This is a genomic window from Methylophilus sp. (assembly GCF_035460085.1).
Lineage (GTDB): Bacteria > Pseudomonadota > Gammaproteobacteria > Burkholderiales > Methylophilaceae > Methylophilus.
Genome location: NZ_DATHWZ010000037.1, coordinates 1 through 19,473, shown reverse-complemented (window position 1 = coordinate 19,473; position 19,473 = coordinate 1). Strand labels below are relative to the sequence as shown.

The following is a 19,473-nucleotide window of genomic DNA, read 5'->3' as shown; positions in this document are numbered from 1 at the left end:
TGGCGCTATTTAATCGTGATACCCTGGTTTTTGACAGCGTAAAATCATTAAAAAGTCTCGCCTAGTCTTCGATAGTAAGTTTATCCCAGGCTTTTGGTTTTTCAGGATACTCCAGCGGTAAGCTTTCCAGCGTTTCCAGCAAGATCTGGGAGATCAGCAGGTTGCGGTTGGCTTTTGAGTCTGCTGGAATCACATACCAAGGCGCGAAATCTGTAGAGGTTTGCTGTAAGGCTTCCTCATAGGCTTGCATGTATTTATCCCACAATGCCCGCTCATCAAGATCTTTAGGGTTAAATTTCCATGTTTTTGTCGGATCATCGAGGCGTTCCTGTAAACGCTCTTTTTGCTCTTCTTTAGAGATATGCAAAAAACACTTGATGATAGTAGTACCGGTTTCACACAGCATACGCTCGAAATCATTGATCTGTTGATAACGACGCTTTACTTCCGCCTCGTCAATCCAGTCATGCACTTTCACAATCAGCACATCTTCATAATGGCTGCGGTTAAAAATCACTACTTCGCCCTTACGGGGTACCTGCGCATGCACGCGCCATAAATAATCATGTGCCAGATCCTCTTCACTGGGAGCCTTAAAGCTTGCCAGGCGGATGCCCAGGGGGTCGCAAGCGCTGAATACCTGCTTCACCGTGCCATCTTTACCGCTGGTATCCATACCCTGCAGAATCAGCAGCACCTTATGCTCCCCTTGTGCATGCAAAATGTCCTGCCTGACATTAATCTGGTGGGCTAATTCGAACAAAAAACTGGTATCGCTTTCCTTGCTGCCGGTGCGCGCAGTCTTGTCATCTGGTTTGATTTTTTTCAGGGAAAACTTTTTCGGGTTAACGCGATATTGTTCAAGCAAGGCCATGATGATCTTTATGTGTTTGTAATAGCCATCAGTGTAGCGTAGTTATTTTCACTAGACGAGCACGTGTTAAAAATCCGGGGAAAAACAAGTTTTGATGAATGACGGAAAAACGACATTAACTGCATCGAAGTCCTGTCTACAGGCAATAAAAAAGCCAGCTGGCGCTGGCTTTCGTGTAATTAAACCTTTCCGGCACGTTTACGCTCATGCTCCAGCAGATAGCGTTTACGCAGGCGGATGGTTTTTGGTGTGATTTCAACCAGTTCATCGTCGTCAATAAATTCCACAGCACTTTCCAGGCTGATGGAAATAGGTGGCACCAAACGCACAGCTTCGTCAGTACCGGAGGCACGTACGTTGGTCAATTGCTTGCCCTTGATCGGGTTAACAACCAAATCATTTTCGCGGCTATGAATACCGATAATCATACCTTCGTATAATCTGTCACCAGGACTTGCGAACATCTTGCCACGGTCTTGGAGCTTCCATAGGGCATAAGCAACCGCCTCGCCTTGTTCGGCTGAAATCAACACACCATTACGGCGGCCTGGCATATCTGCTTTCACAGGTGCGTACTCATCAAAAATATGCGCCATCAAGCCTGTACCACGGGTCAATGTTAAAAACTCACCTTGAAAACCAATCAGTCCACGGGCTGGAATACGATACTCCAAGCGAGTGCGGCCATTACCGTCAGACTCCATATTTGACATCTCACCACGACGACGACCTAGCTCTTCCATGACTGCGCCCTGGTTTTCGTCTTCCAGGTCCACTGTCAAGATTTCGTATGGCTCACATTTTTCACCATTCACTTCTTTGTAAACCACGCGGGGTTTACCCACTGCAATTTCAAAGCCTTCACGGCGCATGTTTTCCAGCAGAATAGTCAGGTGCAATTCACCACGACCAGAGACACGGAACACATCTGTATCTTCAGTATCTTCCACACGTAAAGCCACATTGACCAACAACTCTTTAGTTAAGCGGTCACGGATCTGGCGTGAAGTGATGAATTTACCTTCAGTACCCGCCAATGGCGAAGTGTTCACCATAAAGTCCATAGTCAGTGTCGGTTCGTCTACACCCAAATGCGGCAACCCTACCGGCTTTTCGCGGTCACAGATCGTAAAGCCAATACCGATTTCTTCAATCCCTGAAATAATGACAATGTCACCCGCTTCAGCCTCTTCAACCGGCACGCGCTCGAGGCCTTTAAAACCCAGCACCTGATTGATACGGCCTTGTGCCACTTGTTCATCTTCGCGCATCACGGCTACCACTTGACCTGGCTTGATGCGGCCATTGGTAACACGACCAACCCCTAAACGACCAGTATAAGTGGAGTAATCCAATGCTGAAATTTGTAATTGCAAAGGGGCATTGCTGTCACCTTTCGGTGGCTCAACATGACTTAAAATGGTATCAAACAAAGCCTTCATATTGTCTGAAGGTGCATTCATGTCTAGTGTCGCAAAGCCATTTAATGCAGACGCATAAACTACCGGGAAATCCAATTGCTCATCGGTGGCTCCCAGGTTGGCAAATAAATCAAAGGTATGGTTAATCACCCAATCAGGACGCGCACTAGGACGGTCAACCTTATTAATCACCACAATTGGCTTCAAACCCAGCGCCAGGGCTTTTTTGGTCACGAAACGCGTTTGCGGCATTGGGCCATCAACGGCATCCACTAACAGCAACACGCCATCCACCATACCTAATACACGTTCAACCTCACCACCAAAGTCAGCATGCCCCGGTGTGTCGACGATATTGATATGTGTGCCTTCATAAGTTAAGGCTGTATTTTTTGCCAGAATAGTAATGCCGCGCTCTTTTTCAATATCATTACTATCCATCACACGCTCAGTGACCGCCTGGTGGGTGGCAAACGTACCTGATTGTTGAAGTAACTTATCAACCATGGTGGTTTTACCGTGGTCAACGTGGGCGATAATTGCGATATTTCTGAGGTTGCGTGCCATGTGAACTGCCATCTGTTTTGGAAAGGGCGCGATTTTAGCATAAATCACGTTAAATATTTGACTTTTAAAATAAAATGGCTATACTGCGCTCAACTTAAAACGCACTGGGTTGAAATTAATGCCCGACTGTTTTAAATTCATCGCCCTGACCCGTCGATAGCTCGTGAAATCTTGAGGCTATCATCTTTAGAAGTTGTTTTCATGACAACCTCTTCTTTTATCGGTTAGTGGCTATGCCTAGCGCCGGTAAAAGCGATTCATCTCCATATTTGCTTTGGCTTTTTTAATGATGTGGCACAACATTGTTTTTGTGCTGTCATTTGGATAAGCTTTGCTTTAATTTGCTTTACTTGCGCCCTTTTTAATTGTTTATGAAAGGGACATCCTTGTCTTTGTCTTTTGCTGATTTAAATCTCGACCCATCCATTTTGCGTGCATTGACCGATGCAGGCTATGAGAATCCAACCCCTATCCAGTCGCAATCTATTCCTGACGCATTGCTAGGCCGTGACATTATGGCCTCTGCCCAAACCGGCACAGGTAAAACAGCCGCTTTTACATTGCCAGCATTAAACTTGCTGGCAACACAACATCCAGTACGTAGCCGTGGCCCACGTATTCTGGTACTGACCCCTACCCGCGAACTGGCAGCTCAGGTAAACGAAGCAGCCCGCAAGTACGGTAAATTTTTGCGCGCACGTTGTGTCAGCATTGTGGGTGGCATGCCTTACCCATTGCAAAACAAACTGTTGTCACAACCGTTGGATATCCTGGTTGCAACACCTGGCCGTTTCATCGATCACCTTGAGCGTGGCCGTATTGATTTGAGCCGTTTGCAAATGCTGGTACTGGATGAAGCTGACCGCATGCTGGACATGGGCTTTATGCCTGATGTTGAGAAAATTTGTGCCGCGTTGCCTGCTGAGCGTCAAACCTTGCTGTTCTCTGCAACGTTGGATGGCATCAAGGATATCGGCAAACGTTTCCTGAACAATCCTTTGACGATTCAGGTAGCTGGGCAAAAAGAGCAACACGCCAATATCGAACAACGTCTGCACTTTGTCGATGACATGAACCATAAAAACAAACTGCTGGAGCATTTGCTGATTGCACCAGACGTTAACCAGGCAATCATTTTCACAAGCACCAAACGTCATGCAGACTTACTGGCTGAAGACTTGTATGCCGCTGGTCACAGTACCGCTGCATTGCATGGTGACATGACACAAGGCGCACGTAACCGTACCTTGACCAAGCTGCGTCATGGTGATGTCAAAGTACTGGTGGCTACCGATGTGGCCGCGCGTGGTATTGACGTGCATGGTATTACGCACGTGATCAATTACGACCTGCCAAAATTCGCTGAAGATTACGTACACCGCATTGGTCGTACTGGCCGTGCCAATAATTCAGGCATTGCGATTTCTTTTGCTTCCAACACTGATCGTCACCTGTTGCGCAAGATTGAGCAATACACTGGCCATAAATTCCAGCCAGCAGTGATTGCCGGTTTCGAGCCAAAACGTACTGTCCGTATGGATGATGGTGGTGAAAAACGCGGCAATGGCGGTAAACGCCCTGGCAGCAGCAATGGCCGTCCACAAAGTAAAGGTGGCTTCCGTGGCAACAGTCGTGACGGCGCTGGTCGTGATGGTGGCGGTAATCGCGAAAACCGCGAATTCCGCGGCAACCGTGAAAACAGTTCTTTTGGTGACCGCGTGATGCGTGAAGGCCAAAACAGTGCACCACGTGCTCCACGTACAGGTGAGCAACGCCCGACCGAACAAAGACATAGTGAGCCACGCGTCAGCGAGCAAAGAAATGACAGGGAAATCAATGGCAATAGTAAAAGCTATACCAAAGACACTGACTTTCAATTTGCCCGTGCATTGACTGAAGAATTCGGTCAACGCCGTCCGCGTTCATCTGCTGGCAGCCCATCTGCGAAACCACAAGAGCGTTTCGGCAATCCTAACGCTGGCAATGGTGCTAATCGTGGCGCGAATAAACCACGCACTGGTGGCAAACCATTTGGTGAAGCTGGTGGTATTAAACGTCCTCGTTCATTTGCATAAACAAACATATGTCAGAGCAAAATACTGTAGATTTGAGTGTACCTTTAGATTCTCCGCCAGCTGTAGACTTTAGGTCTCTGGGCCTGGCTGAGCCGTTGTTGAAAGCCATTGAAGAATCTGGCTACACAACGCCGACGCCTATCCAGGCCCAAGCTATTCCTTTAGCGCTTGAGCGTAAGGATTTAATGGCAGGTGCACAAACTGGCACAGGAAAAACGGCAGCATTTTCGCTACCGATTTTGCATACATTGCTTCCGCACGCGAGTACCAGCACCTCCCCGGCAAAACATCCGATCCGGGCATTGGTGCTGGCGCCTACGCGTGAGTTAGCTATCCAGGTGTATGACAATATTAAAACTTACGCTAAACATACCTCTTTGCGTAGCCTGGTGGTATACGGCGGCGTTGACATCAAGACACAGACACCGATACTCAAAAACGGTGTCGAAATCTTAGTCGCCACGCCTGGTCGCCTCCTGGACCACGTTGAGCAAAAAACACTGTCTTTAAGTCAGGTGCAATTTCTGGTGCTGGATGAAGCCGACCGCATGCTGGATATGGGCTTTATGCCTGATCTCAAGCGCATACTCGCTTTGTTGCCAAAACAGCGCCAGAACCTGATGTTCTCAGCCACATTTTCGGATGAGATTAAACGATTAGCCGATGCCTTCTTGAATAAACCGACATTGATCGAAGTGGCTCGCAGCAATGCCACTAATGACAATGTTGAACAAAAAGCCTATCTGGTTAACTCAGATAAAAAAGAACGTTTTCTGGTGCAGCTACTGAAACAATATGCCAGCCAGCAAGTGATTATATTCACCAAAACCAAAATATCTGCCAGTAAACTGGCACGCGCTTTGGAACGTGCTGAAATCCCGTGTAGCGCAATTCACGGTGATAAATCCCAGAAGGAACGTATTGAAGCACTGGATGCATTCAAGGCGGGGAGTATTCATGCCCTGGTAGCCACAGATGTGGCTGCGCGTGGCCTGGATATCACTGACTTGCCATTGGTGATCAATTACGAAATCTCTACTTCCCCTGAAGACTATGTGCACAGGATTGGCCGTACCGGCCGCGCCGGTGCCAAAGGTATCGCTATCTCGCTGATTGATGAGGAAGAAACCAAGTATTTTGATGAAATCGAAAAGCTGATTAAAAAGCAGATTCCTAAAGAAAAAACAGTTGCCAGCAGCACGCCCGATGACAAACCCAGTCAATCCTCTGGTCAGCGCACGTCTGGTCAACGATCACCTGGTCAACGTTCATCAAAATCCAAAAACTCTGATGATGCGTGGTTTTATCAGCCTTATGAATCAACTGGTGTAGTCGAAACGAGTAAACCAACAGTGGCACCGACCACTAAACCGTCATCAGCCAAACGCAAGGTAGTTGCCGCGTTGCTAGGTGGATTTGGTTTCAAGGCAACACCAAAAACTAAAGCACGCCCTGCCGAGAATAAACGGCAGAATACAGCCAAACCCCGCCAGAAAGAGGCTTTAGAGCAAACAGCCTTAGCCGAAGCAGAAGTGGAAAACGCTCAGTCATAATAAAAATCCCCGTTTTCACGGGGATTTTTATTGGTTTTTTCACTAACGTATCTAACCTTCGCGATTCCGCATAAAATCTGCCACACCATATAACTGGTTAGCCATATGCCGGATAAGGCTCTCCTCAAACTGGCATTGGTGCATGGCTTTTATCATGCAATACATCCACTGATCCCGCTCGGATTCACCGATCGTAAACGGCATATGACGGGCACGCAAGCGTGGATGACCATATCGCTCAATATAAAGCTGCGGTCCACCTGTCCAGCCCATAAAAAACATGAATAACTTTTCACGTGTTTCGGTCAGATCCTGTGGATGCAACGCGCGTAATCCAGAAGCTTTAGGATCGCTATCCATGATATCGTAAAAAGTTTCTACCAGCAGGCGGATATTCTCTGTGCCCTTCTCCGCGCCGCCCAGCCATTCGAACAAAGATTGCTTTGCCGAATTTGACTCTTGGATATCAGTTAATGCCATCGTGTATCAGCCAGCTACTTTAGGGATCACGAAAGCAGCAGCCTGCTTAGCACGGTCACGCGCCAATTCGGTATTTTCCGCAGTAGCCAGTGCCACGCCCATGCGGCGCCTAACGAACGATTCCGGTTTGCCAAATAACCGAATTTCACTATTGGCAACAGACATTGCCGTTTCCAGCCCATGGTACTCAAGAGCAGTTGTATCCGCGCCACCATAGATAACGGCACTGGCGCCCGCTTCACGTTGTGATACGTCTACTGGCAGGCCAAGAATAGCTCTGGCATGCAGTTCAAATTCATTCAAGCGCTGGGTGCACATAGTGACCATGCCGGTATCATGCGGACGTGGGCTAACTTCAGAGAACCACACCTGCTCGCCTTTAACAAATAGCTCTACGCCAAACAAACCCTGGCCACCCAGCGCATCGGTGACTTTTCTGGCGACTTCCTGCGCGTTTTCCAATGCCTTCGGGTGCATGGCTTGCGGTTGCCAGCTTTCCACATAGTCCCCCTGTTTTTGTACATGCCCGATTGGCGCACAGAAATAGGTTTCAATGTGCCCTGCGGCATTTTTTGCACGCACCGTCAGCAGGGTAATTTCGTAATCGAAATCGATCTGGCCTTCTAAAATCACCACACCCTGGTTGACGCGCCCACCACTGGCTGCGTATTCCCAGGCAGTTTTCACTTCACTTGCTTGTGTGATGCGTGATTGGCCTTTGCCAGAAGAAGACATGGTAGGTTTGATAAAGCATGGGTAGCCAATATCTTTATCAATGGCGGCTTGCAACTCAGCTTCGGAACGCGCGAATGCATAAGGAGATGTAGGCAAACCTAATTCTTCAGCGGCCAGGCGGCGTATGCCCTCGCGATTCATAGTCAGTTGCACTGCGCGCACCGTAGGTACGACTGTCACACCAGCAGCTTCGATTTCGGCCAGAGCATCTGTATTCAGCGCTTCGATCTCGGGCACGATAAAATGGGGCTTCACCTGATTAACCAACGCTTTTAACGCATCTGCATCGGTCATATCGATGGCATAAGCATGATGCGCCACCTGATGACCAGGCGCATGCTGATAACGATCAACCGCAATCACTTCTACCCCTAAACGCTGCAAGGCAATGATCACCTCTTTACCGAGCTCCCCGCTGCCTAGCAGCATGACTTTGGTCGCGTTTGCACTTAATGGGGTCCCGATCATTGTTGCACTCCGATGTAAAAGTGCAATTCTACCATGTGCGATTTGCATGACAGCTTGTTGCAGTTGATTTAAAACACAAGCAAAGTGAGATTTCAAAAGGTGCTATATGAAAAAAGACCTCGCATCAGCGAGGTCTTTTTTCATATCGAGTTATATTTCTAGAAAAACTAACTACTTAGTAAGCACACCCTATAACACATCAGACAGAGATCCCATGTTTATCCATGCGGTACCGCATAGTCATCCGGGTGATCCCCAGTATGCGGGCAGCTTTGGAAACATTATTACGTGCTTGTTCCAGCGCATTTAACAGCATGGCTTTTTCAGCATCGTCCAGTGTTAACTGCGCTTCATTGCTAGCGGATGGGCTTGCGGATTGATGCCCCACCTGGGGTAGCCCCAAATCAAGCTCTGAAATCACCGGTTGCGTACACATAAGCACCGCACGGCTGATCTGGTGGCGCATTTCGCGTACATTACCAGGCCAGCGGTATTGCTGGATGGCAATTAAAGCGGTCGGACTGAACTCATGGTGCGGCAATGCATAGCGCTTTTCAGTCATTTGCCTGAAATAGTTGGCTAGCAACATGACATCCTGCCCACGGTCACGCAAAGGCGGCATCTGCATGGTAATGACATTCAGGCGATAATAGAGGTCAGAACGGAAGCGGCCTTCGTTTGACATCTGGTACAAATCGCGATTGGTCGCTGCAATAATACGTGCATGCACCGGGCGCTCTTTATTTGAGCCCAGGCGGCGTACCATGCGTCTTTCAAGTACATTCAGCAGCTTGGCCTGTAATCCTAATGGCAACTCACCAATCTCGTCCAGAAACAATGTACCATCTTCGGCAGACTCAATCAGGCCAGGCCGGGAAGTGACTGCATTGGTAAATGCGCCCTTTTCATTGCCGAACAATTCGCTTTCAATCAGCTCTGCGGGTAACGAAGCACAATCGACGTGCACAAACGGCTTGTCATGATTGACACAGCTGGCATGCAGGTAACGCGCAACCACATCTTTGCCGGTGCCGGTTTCACCAGTGATCAACACAGTGGGCTGCACTGCATCGCTAAGCCCGCTCAGTTGGGCAATACGTGTGATCTGCTGGCGCACGCTTTGCATGGCCGCGCTCTCACCTATCAGTTGGACGGATTCATTCGCCAACGTATCGCGTTGGCGTGAATAATCCAGGCTGGTCTGTAAGTCAGTAGTTTTCTCATTCTTTTGAATGATTAACAGCAACTCTTCAAGATCGATGGGTTTTTTGAGGTAATCAATCGCCCCTAACTTGATGGCATTCACAGCGTCAGTCACATCCCCGAACGCTGTCATGACGATAGTATTGATATTTTTTGCCACGAAATCAGATAACAAATCCAGGCCATTGCCATCTGGCAAACGCATATCGAGCAAGACGATATCCGGCTCAAACTGCTTAACAAGCAACCTGGCATCATGCAGGGACTCTGCGTGCTCACACTCAAACCCTGCTTTCTGCAGACGCTTGACTACAGCGCGTGCAAAAAGCACTTCATCTTCAACCAACAAAATTTTCTTTTTGATAGGTAAAAGTATCGATTTATCCATAGATGATGAAATTTGTGAAAGCACGCATCCTCCTTATTTCTTATTATTAGTCGTTATCGTAACTAGCTAAGGATTGCTTAGGTTTGAATTCATAGCGCAAACCAATCCAACCCGCACGTGGTGCACCTGGCAACAGGCTAAGCACTTTGCTTTCGTCACCGAAAGTGCCGCTGGCATCAAACAGGCTCTCTGCCAAACGACCGGCAAGGTTATATTCCTTGTCAAAAATATTGGTTGCCTTGGCAAACATCTTCCAGCCATTACCAAAGTTATATTGGCTATCCAGGTTTACGATAAAGTAGCCGCTAACCTTGCCTTTGCCAGTCGCACAATCATCCCCATTGTTGCAAATAGCTGCGTTTGATCGATGGCTGTTATTCTCATTCCCGTATACAAACTGGTCTGAATAACCAATCACATTGGTGCCCACATTCCAGTTTGGAGTCACAGAATATTGACCACGCAGCTTCAATTGATGTTGTGGAATCGCTGGAATCCGGTCACCGGATCGTGCTGTGTATACGCCTTCGTTGATTGTGTTGGCTGCACCCACTGAATTCGATCCATTCACGAATTCAACATCGGTATCATAGGTTGCATGCACAAAGCTGTATGAAGCACTCCATTTAAATTTCTCGATAAAACCACTCAGGCCCATATCAATCCCCTGGCGCTTGGTTCTACCCACATTCTTGAAGTAACCAGCACCGGTCTGGGTGTTGGCTGCCGTAAATTGAATGTCATCATGATTAACTGCATGGTAAACACCGGCATTCCAGTTGATGTTATCCGTTAACTGGCCACGGCCACCAAACTCATAAGTCTTTGCAACCACTTGATTCAAAGGCGGATCATCTGCCAATGCGGCTGGCAGCAAGCAAGGGGAAGCAGGGTTTGAACAACCCACTTCAATCGCAGTCGGTGCACGGCTGGATTCACTGTATGAGGTATATACAGTCAATGCTTTGGTAGGGGTATAGGTCAAACCTACAGTCGGGTTTAAACGTGTGTAACTGTCTTTTGCAGTCAAGCTGTTAAAGTTATTGGCAGCAGACGCCGGGCCGCGCAAGGTATCAGTATTGTCTACGCGGGTGAAGTTCCAGCTCGCACCTGCATTAAGATGCCAGAATTCGTTCAGCGACAAGGTGTCTGTAGCAAATAAACGCCCGGTATATTGTTTGCCTGTCAGGCCAACGGTTTGGCGCTGACCCAAAGCGCCGGGGCCATCTAAAACCGGCGCTCTCGTGCCGTCGAATACCGGGTCACTCTCTCCAACGCCAACAACAGTACCTTCCGTGTCGCCAATATTGATCTGTTCAGATTGTTTGAAACGGATGAGGCTGTAATCATAACCAGCACCTACAACGAATTGATTTTCTTTACCAAGAAAATCCTGATTGAAAGTGGCCTGACCTGTAGCGCCATAGGTATTCTGGCTGGTGTGTGTGTTATTCATTACGGCACCGATCAACTCACAATCACCGCCGCCTGGAGCACAATTAACACCTGGGTACCCTGTTAAAGTATCACCTTCGTCCACTTCACCTTCGTAACCGTCACCGTTTTTAGTTCTACGGTTGGATTTTTTGTAATACACGTTACCAGACAACATCGTGTCACTGCTTAACCAATGGCTACCATTCAATGCCAGGAAGTGTGAGTAATTGTTGGTTGCATCCGGACGTGTATGAATCTGGTCACGATCACCGCTCAACAGGTATTCAGGCGTTAAACCGTTTCCAATCAACTTATTATCTGCCCCTATGTAAGTCAGATCCAGTTTGGTGGTTTCGCTTTGCCATCCGGTTTTGGCAAACAACTGGTTTACGTGTGATGGTGAATATTTTCTCCAGCCATCCTCTGTCGTATGCTGGAAGCCGATCATGTAATCGACCGATCCATCTTTGGATACGCCGCCGTATTCGGCTAAAGCGCGTTGACGGCCCCATGAACCTGCTTCGTACTCAAGCGCAGCACCCTGGTTGTTACGGCCACTTTTAGTCTGTATCGCAATTGCACCACCCAGTGTATTCAAACCATATAATGGGTTGGATCCTGGAATCAATTGCATATCGCCAATCGCGAAACTAGGAATCTTGTCCCATGAAGTCACATCACCAAACGGCTCATTGATACGCACACCATCAATGTAAGTTGATAAGCCTTGAGGATTACCAAGCAATGAAGAAGCAGAATAACCCCTGAAGTTGATTTCCGGCTGCCAGGGATTGCCACCCAATTCTGTGACTGTCACGCCTTGCATATTGTTATTCATGTAATCAGCGATCGAAACACCAACCTGGTTGTTAATAGCAGCAGGGTTCGCCATCTGGATATTGGCTGGCACCTTGTGCAGAGGTAACCCGATGCCTTTAAGAGGCGTTGCACTGTACACTTCAACTTTTTGAATATTCAATGATTCATCAGCCTTTACCATGGCGGTTTGTGCTGCGTACGCAGACACTATGGCAAGCAATAGCGGCTTGACAGTAGTTTTGTTCATAAAGGTATCCTTTTCCCGAGAATATTAATTTTTAACTTTTATAAAAAAGCATATTCCCAAATGCAATTATTGTTCCGCAATTGCAGCAAAGAAAAAGACATTTAAAATCAATATGCTAAAAATACAATGGTGTATAACAACCATAATAACGGCTGTAAATAGCCAATTTTATGGTTGTTATTGGTTGCAAGCAACCAATTTTTTATGATGTACTGAGGGGAAGCAGAGATATTTCCAGGCCATAAGCGTTACGGCCAGGTTGCCAGGCGGCATCTACTGCGAGGGAAGCGAGTGAAACAAGTGTTGGGGAATCTGATCCGGCCGAAGCGACATGCACTATGGGGTAAAACGCCCGCTGCCAAGGCGGAATAGCCAGCATTTGGAAAATGACTTTCAATTCTCTACGCGGACGTTTGGTGTCTGGCTGTAAAGTTTCACCCCCGGCTCTTGGCAAAAGCATTACCTCAAGGTTCTCCAACTTGGGCATAGCTTGTCCATAGCGCCTGTGCAAGGTGATGGCTGCAGGATTGACGCCAAGGCGTGCTAGCGCAATCCCCCGCCCCTTACTGACTTTGAAATGGACTTGCCAGTCACCCCAAATCTGACTTTTACCCCCCTGCCACACCAAAGGTGTTTTAGGTAATGCCGTGGGCTTGCCTGCACAGTAAAGGCGCTGTTGATAATGATGCAAATAAGCCAGGCGCTTACCCGCTTGTCCGTGTAGAGGCAAATGTAGATAGCGATGCGGTTTTACAGAAGATAATTGTTGCCAGTAATCCTGTAACTGCTCAGTATTAGGCATACGTAAATCAAGCTGCTGGAACCAGTAGCGCAACATATTTTTGGCACGCACATCGCCGAGCAGCCGCAGACGCTGGATGTCGACAGACTGGCCCAACCACTCATCCCGGACATCGCATGCACAGATATCCTGACTGGCTAAAGCATCCAGCAGGATTTGCGCTTCTGCCATGTGATTAGCGCTACGCGACAACGCGCTATCTAACTGCGGGTAACGTTCACGTAAAACAGGCATCGCCGTGTGACGCATAAAGTTACGATCATAACGGGTGTCTGTGTTGCTCTCATCCTCAACCCACTTGCAGTGCAGTGCGTTCGCGAGCTGTAATATATCTGCTTTCTTTACCTGCAATAAGGGTCTTAACAGAAAGCGGTCCGCATCCCACGCACTCATGGCGGAAAGGCCTTTTACCCCGGCGCCACGCACCAATTGTAAAAGCAAGGTTTCGCTTTGATCCTGCACATGATGTGCCGTGACAATGGCATGCGCAGCCAGCTGTTGCCGCTGCCGCTTTAGCGCCTCATAACGGGCCTCACGCGCGGTAGCTTCGACGCCTAGCCCACTGCGAGAGTCGACATGTACCTTCTCAGCATAAAACGGTATGTCTATTTCTCTACACACGCGTTCACACAAGCTTAACCAATCATCCGCGTGTGGGCTCAACCCGTGATGAATGTGCATGGCAGAAAGCGTAAAAGGCAATTGCGAAGAAAGCTTCGCCAGAGTATGCAGTAAAACAATAGAGTCGACACCACCACTTAGCGCAAGCAGCAGGTGCGAAGGTGATGTGTGGTTTTTTTGTGCAGCCAGAAAAGAGGCAATGCTCTTCTCCAGCTTTGCAGATACAAGAGATGCAGCGTTATTTGTCACTCTTATTTGTCAGTGGCAGCTTTAAACTTACCGTAGCTCATCAAACGCTGGTAACGAGTTTCCAAAAGCTGCGGTATCTTTTTGGATTGCAAGGCTTTAAGTTGCTGGGCGATCGTCTGACCAATACGCTCCATCACCTCTTCATAATTACGATGCGCACCGCCCAATGGCTCGCTCACAATAGTATCAATCAGGCCGAGTGACTTCAGGCGGTCAGCGGTAATGCCCAATGTTTCGGCTGCGTCTGAAGCTTTGCTGGCGCTTTTCCAAAGAATGGAAGCACACCCTTCAGGTGAAATGACTGAGTAAGTTGAATACTGCAACATATTCAAATGATCGACTACGCCTAAGGCCAGCGCACCGCCAGAACCCCCCTCGCCGATCACAATACCAATAATCGGGGTTTTCAGTTCTGCCATTACATAAAGATTACGTGCAATCGCTTCGGACTGTCCACGTTCTTCGGCGCCAATCCCCGGGTAAGCACCTGGAGTATCTATCAGCGTGATGATAGGCATATGAAATTTTTCGGCTAACCGGAACAAGCGCAAGGCCTTACGGTAGCCTTCCGGACGCGGCATACCAAAATTACGGTATTGGCGCTCTTTGATATCGCGGCCTTTTTGATGACCGATCACCATCACCGGGATACCTTTAAAACGAGCTGTCCCGCCCACAATCGCTGGATCATCAGAAAATGCACGATCGCCATGTAACTCCTGGAAATCAGTAAACAAGGCGTTGATATAATCCATGGTGTAAGGCCGCTGGGGATGGCGGGCGACCTGTGAAATTTGCCAGGCAGTTAAATTCTGGTAAGTGTCTTGCAGCAGCTTGTTATTCTTCTTTTGCAATAAATCCAGCTCTTTGGAAATATCCAGTGAATCATGCTCGTCATGAGATGACTGCAGAGCCTCAATACGCTTTTCAAGTCCGGCAATCGGTTGCTCGAAATCAAGATAAGTCAGTTTACTAGGCGTCAAACGTTTGGCACTCATTATGAATTCTTTAGTTAAAAAGTTCAGGCATTATAAAGGATTTTGACATTTTCTTTTGACAACCAACCTTGTAAATTCAATAGAAGGTCATCGTGCAACACCACTTGCCAGTCATCACCCAGCATTAAGCTGACCTGTGCAGACTGGTTATGGTAATCGACTTTGATCGGGCAGCGCTTTTGCTCCTCATTGGCATAACGATAAGGCGTCAGCACCGTCATCAACCGCTGCAGGTCCGATTGCCCGTTGCAGCTTAGCGTCAGCATCTGTGCAAAGCGGTTTCGCACCGCAGCGAAGTCATATAACTTCCTGGCACTGACGCGTATACCGCCGGAAAACTCGTCATTGGAAATACGCCCTTCGACGATCAACAGCTGGTCTTCCTTGATCCACTGCGCGTGTTGCATTAGCAATTCAGAGCCCACCACCACGTCTGTACGACCTACCGCATCATCCAGGGTGACGATGGCCATCTTGCCACGCTGGGTCATGCGCACCCGCACGCCCATCACCACACCTGCTAGCAATTTAGGCTCGTTTTGTGGCGTCAGTTCACCCAGGTTGCCTTTAATAAATGGGCCAAGCTGCGCTTTGTAACTTAAGTAAGGATGGCCGCTGAGGTAAAAACCCAACGCTGCTTTTTCTTCCTGCAATGCCTGTTCAGGGCTCCACGCTGTCACTGCTGGTAATTGATGTTGTGTTTCGACCACGCCTCCAAACAGGCAGTCTTGCCCCGCATGGGCTGCTCTTTGCTCAGCCGCACTGATTGCGCCATCCAGTCCAGCCAATAATGCAGCGCGGTTAGGTTCAAGCTTATCAAAAGCACCCGCCCGGATCAGCGATTCAATCACACGCCGATTCACTTTCCGCAAATCCAGGCGCTGGCAAAAATCAAAAATATCTTTAAACGGACCTTCAGCCTCGCGTGAAGCCACAATCAAATCGATCGCAGCGCCACCTGTGCCCTTGACTGCGCCCAACCCATACAGGATTTGCTGGGCACTCATGGGCTTGAACTGGTAAATACTGGCGTTGATATCCGGTGGCAACACATCTACATGGTTGCCGGCACAGTCATCAAAAAACGTATGCACGTTATCGGTATTGTTCATGTCGGCGGACATTGTCGCGGCCAGGAATGCGGCCGGATAATGCGCTTTCAGGTAAGCGGTATGGTATGCCACCAATGCGTAAGCCGCCGCGTGCGACTTGTTAAAGCCATAGCCGGCAAATTTTTCCAGCAAGTCAAACAGGTCGTTCGATTGCTGCAGGGTCAATCCATTTTTAAGTGCGCCTTCATTGAAAATTTCACGCTGTATCACCATCTCTTCCGGTTTTTTCTTACCCATGGCGCGCCGCAGCAAGTCAGCGCCGCCCAGGCTAAACCCGGCCACCACCTGTGCAATCTGCATCACCTGTTCCTGGTAGACGGCAATTCCGTAGGTTTCTTTCAGGATAGATTCGGTAGAAGCATGCGGATATTCGACACGCTGCGTGCCGTGCTTGCGTCGACAGAAGTCGGGGATCAAATCCATCGGGCCTGGTCGGTAAAGCGCTACCAGCGCGATAATGTCTTCAAACAGGTCAGGCTTGGCCTGCTTCAACATATCCTTCATACCGCGCGATTCCAGCTGGAATACCGCGGTGGTATTCGCCGTTTTCAGCAGATGGTAACTACGCTTGTCATCCAGCGGAATAGTTTCAAAATTTAACGGTGGTAACTCTTCTTCTGCGCGTTGCGCATTGGCATTTTCTAAAGCCATATTGAGGATGGTCAATGTGCGCAAGCCTAAAAAGTCAAACTTGACCAAGCCGACCGCTTCGACGTCATCTTTATCGTACTGGCTAACCAGGCTGTCGCCATTGGGCTGGCAATAAACCGGGGAAAAGTCTGAAATCTTGCCTGGCGCAATGAGCACGCCACCGGCATGCATACCGATATTGCGCACCAACCCTTCAAGACGGAGCGCTAAAGAAAGTAATTCTGCGACTTCTTCTTCGTTTTCGCGGCGCTCTTTTAACTGCGGCTCTTTTTCGAGCGCAGATTCCAAGGTGATGCCGAGTTCGAGTGGAATCAGTTTGGCAATGCCATCGACAAAGTTAAAAGGCAGATCCAATACACGACCGACATCGCGGATCACCGCCTTGGCAGCCATGGTACCGAAGGTGGCAATTTGTGAAACCGATGCCAGGCCATATTTGTTTTTAACGTAATCGATGACCCGATCACGCCCTTCCTGGCAGAAGTCAATATCGAAGTCGGGCATGGAAACCCGTTCAGGATTGAGGAAACGCTCGAACAGCAGGTTATATTTCAGCGGATCGAGGTCAGTAATGCCCAGGCTATAGGCGACTAATGAGCCTGCACCAGAACCCCGGCCAGGCCCCACCGGCACGCCGTTATTTTTTGACCAATTGATAAAATCGGCCACGATAAGAAAGTAACCAGGGAAACCCATCTGGATAATGATGCCGCACTCAAACTGCAGTCGCTCCTCATATTCGGTGCGCTTCTGCTCGCGTTTCGCCTCATCGGGATACAGGTAAAGCAGCCTCTTTTCCAATCCCTGTTTTGATTGGTCTATCAAAAAGGCATCCAGACTCTCACCATTCGGCGTTGGGAAGTCCGGTAAGTAACTCTTGCCCAGCGTCAGTGTCAGGTTGCAGCGTTTTGCGATCTCCACCGCGTTTTGCAACACAGTCGGCATATCAGCAAATAATGCCTGCATTTCTGCCTGGGTTTTTACATATTGCGAAGCCACGAAGCGTTTGGGTCTGCGTTTATCCGCGAGCACATAGCCTTCAGCAATACAGGTACGCGCTTCGTGCGCCATAAAATCATCTGGTGTTTGAAACTGGATCGGATGTGTCGCCACCAAAGGCAAATCCAGTTGTTGCGCAATGAAAGCTGTTTGCTGTATCAATTGCTCCTGGGCACGCACTTCCTGAGTGCCAGCATCATACACGCGCTGCACTTCCAGATAATATCGTCCCTGAAAAATCTGCGACCAATGCCGGGCGGATTGTAATGCCAGTGCCTGGTTACCCGATTGCAAAGCCTGACCAATGTCCCCTGCATTAAAGCCTGACAACATCAACAGACCTGTGTTTTTCTCCTCTAACCATTCAGGCTTGAGTTCTGCACGTTCTCGGTACTGATTTTCCAGATAAGCCTTGCTCAGCAACTCACACAAATTGCGGTAGCCTTGCTGGTTTTGAACCAACAATAACATGCGATGAGGCTGATCACGTTGTATGGTGTTTTCCACCCATACATCGCAACCTAATATGGGTTTCAGGCCTTTGCTGCGTGCAGCGTTGTAGAATTTTACCGCGCCGAACAGGTTGGCAAGGTCAGTCAATGCGATGGCAGGCATGCCGTCTTGCTTGGCGGCTTTGACATAATCGCCGATGCGCACAGTGCCGTCCACGATGGAGTATTCACTGTGGCAACGCAGATGAATAAATGCGGGTGGCGAAGGTGGAGTTTGAGGCGATTCCATAGTGTTATTTTACCTGTCATCGACTTTTTTGTGCCGGCCTGCACTGCAAATAATCTGGTTGACATGGCCTGAATGACCGCCGAAACTTGGCTTGAGCCACAGTCTTAACATATGCAAAAAGCACTTAAGCAGCTGGTTAATATGCACTATGATGTCAGGCTTGTTGATAAAATTAAGCCTGTTTGATCATGTCACACGCTATTTCATTACTTGATGAGCCCATTCTAGTGGAAGACAATTTACCGCGTGTGGGCGAAATATTACCTTTCTTCCAGCTGGTAAACCACTTGCTGGAAGACATCACCCTAGAATCCTTCCAGGGTAAGCGCAAGATCCTGCATTTTTTCCCAGGCATTGATATCCCAACCAGTGCACACAGCGTGCGCACATTGGAAAACCTGGGAAAAAGTTTGTCCAATACCGTCATACTGAATATTTCACCAGACCTGCCATTCACCATGTCGCGCTTTTCCGAGGCAGCACATTTAACGCATAGCATTAACCTTTCTACCATGCGGGGCCGGGATATGTTCAAAAACTACGGTGTCCTGATCATGTCCAGCAAATTGGCCGGCTTACCGGCACGTGCATTGATGGTGGCAGATGAAAATGACAAGCTGCTGCATGTGGAACTGGTAAGTGACCTCGCTACTGAGCCTGACTTTGATACAGCGTTGAGGCTGCTTACACGCTGATTACCTTATTTTTTATAAGGTTGATTGCCTTCGCGCTAAGCGCTACAGTAGCTACTTTATCTACTTAACCCGTTTTGGAGAAACATTATGGCAAGCGTAACGCTTAAAGGTAACCCGGTCGCTGTTGGCGGAAAATTTTTATCAGTCGGTGATACCGCACCTGACTTTCAACTGGCAGATGCCAAACGTAACCTGGTCGGCCTGGACGCCTATGCCGGCAAGCGTAAAGTGCTGAATATTTTCCCTAGCATTGATACACCGACTTGCGCGACTTCTGTACGCACCTTCAATAAAGAAGCCAGCAAAGCCAGCAACACCGCAGTATTGTGTATCTCTGC

Annotated in this window: 13 protein-coding genes; 4 read left to right on the top strand and 9 right to left on the bottom strand. The window is 48.5% G+C overall.

Going from position 1 to position 19,473, the window contains the following annotated elements:
• Positions 1-61: 61 nt before the first annotated feature.
• Both VK958_RS06190 and typA read right to left on the bottom strand, forming a co-directional pair.
• A complete protein-coding gene (locus VK958_RS06190; protein WP_325239881.1) occupies positions 62-874 on the bottom strand; it encodes a polyphosphate kinase 2 family protein in 813 nt (270 codons plus the stop codon).
• Between the two features lie 179 nt (positions 875-1,053).
• Entirely contained in the window at positions 1,054-2,862 is a 1,809-nt protein-coding gene (gene typA, locus VK958_RS06185; RefSeq protein WP_325239879.1) for a translational GTPase TypA, read from the bottom strand.
• A 392-nt stretch (positions 2,863-3,254) separates the two neighbouring features.
• On the opposite strand from typA, the gene VK958_RS06180 reads away from it, so the two are divergent.
• Positions 3,255-4,937: a DEAD/DEAH box helicase gene (locus VK958_RS06180; protein ID WP_325239910.1), complete on the top strand. Its 1,683-nt coding sequence runs from the start codon at positions 3,255-3,257 to the stop codon at positions 4,935-4,937.
• Between the two features lie 8 nt (positions 4,938-4,945).
• A complete protein-coding gene (locus VK958_RS06175; RefSeq protein WP_325239878.1) occupies positions 4,946-6,490 on the top strand; it encodes a DEAD/DEAH box helicase in 1,545 nt (514 codons plus the stop codon).
• A 51-nt stretch (positions 6,491-6,541) separates the two neighbouring features.
• Here the strand turns inward: VK958_RS06175 and VK958_RS06170 are convergent, their stop codons facing one another.
• From VK958_RS06170 to dnaE, 7 genes are all read right to left on the bottom strand, one after another.
• Positions 6,542-6,970: a group II truncated hemoglobin gene (locus VK958_RS06170; RefSeq protein ID WP_325239876.1), complete on the bottom strand. Its 429-nt coding sequence runs from the start codon at positions 6,968-6,970 to the stop codon at positions 6,542-6,544.
• Positions 6,971-6,976: 6 nt separating this feature from the next.
• Positions 6,977-8,173: a formate-dependent phosphoribosylglycinamide formyltransferase gene (gene purT / locus VK958_RS06165; RefSeq protein ID WP_325239875.1), complete on the bottom strand. Its 1,197-nt coding sequence runs from the start codon at positions 8,171-8,173 to the stop codon at positions 6,977-6,979.
• 199 nt (positions 8,174-8,372) lie between these two features.
• A complete protein-coding gene (locus VK958_RS06160) occupies positions 8,373-9,788 on the bottom strand; it encodes a sigma-54-dependent transcriptional regulator (RefSeq protein ID WP_325239874.1) in 1,416 nt (471 codons plus the stop codon).
• Positions 9,789-9,810: 22 nt separating this feature from the next.
• On the bottom strand, positions 9,811-12,267 hold the full coding sequence (locus tag VK958_RS06155; RefSeq protein ID WP_325239873.1) for a TonB-dependent receptor: 2,457 nt from the start codon (positions 12,265-12,267) through the stop codon (positions 9,811-9,813).
• A gap of 202 nt (positions 12,268-12,469) precedes the next feature.
• On the bottom strand, positions 12,470-13,939 hold the full coding sequence (gene tilS, locus VK958_RS06150) for a tRNA lysidine(34) synthetase TilS (protein ID WP_325239871.1): 1,470 nt from the start codon (positions 13,937-13,939) through the stop codon (positions 12,470-12,472).
• Between the two features lie 2 nt (positions 13,940-13,941).
• The gene (locus tag VK958_RS06145) at positions 13,942-14,937 is read right to left on the bottom strand and encodes an acetyl-CoA carboxylase carboxyltransferase subunit alpha (protein ID WP_325239870.1); all 996 of its coding nucleotides are present in this window, start codon (positions 14,935-14,937) and stop codon (positions 13,942-13,944) included.
• Between the two features lie 23 nt (positions 14,938-14,960).
• Positions 14,961-18,440 (bottom strand): DNA polymerase III subunit alpha, encoded by a 3,480-nt coding sequence (dnaE, locus tag VK958_RS06140; protein WP_325239869.1) that lies wholly within the window; start codon positions 18,438-18,440, stop codon positions 14,961-14,963.
• A 188-nt stretch (positions 18,441-18,628) separates the two neighbouring features.
• Between dnaE and tpx the strand changes: the two genes are divergently transcribed.
• On the top strand, positions 18,629-19,135 hold the full coding sequence (gene tpx / locus VK958_RS06135) for a thiol peroxidase (protein ID WP_325239868.1): 507 nt from the start codon (positions 18,629-18,631) through the stop codon (positions 19,133-19,135).
• 87 nt (positions 19,136-19,222) lie between these two features.
• Positions 19,223-19,473: redoxin family protein (locus tag VK958_RS06130; RefSeq protein ID WP_325239867.1), on the top strand; the 251-nt coding region annotated here is incomplete at its 3' end.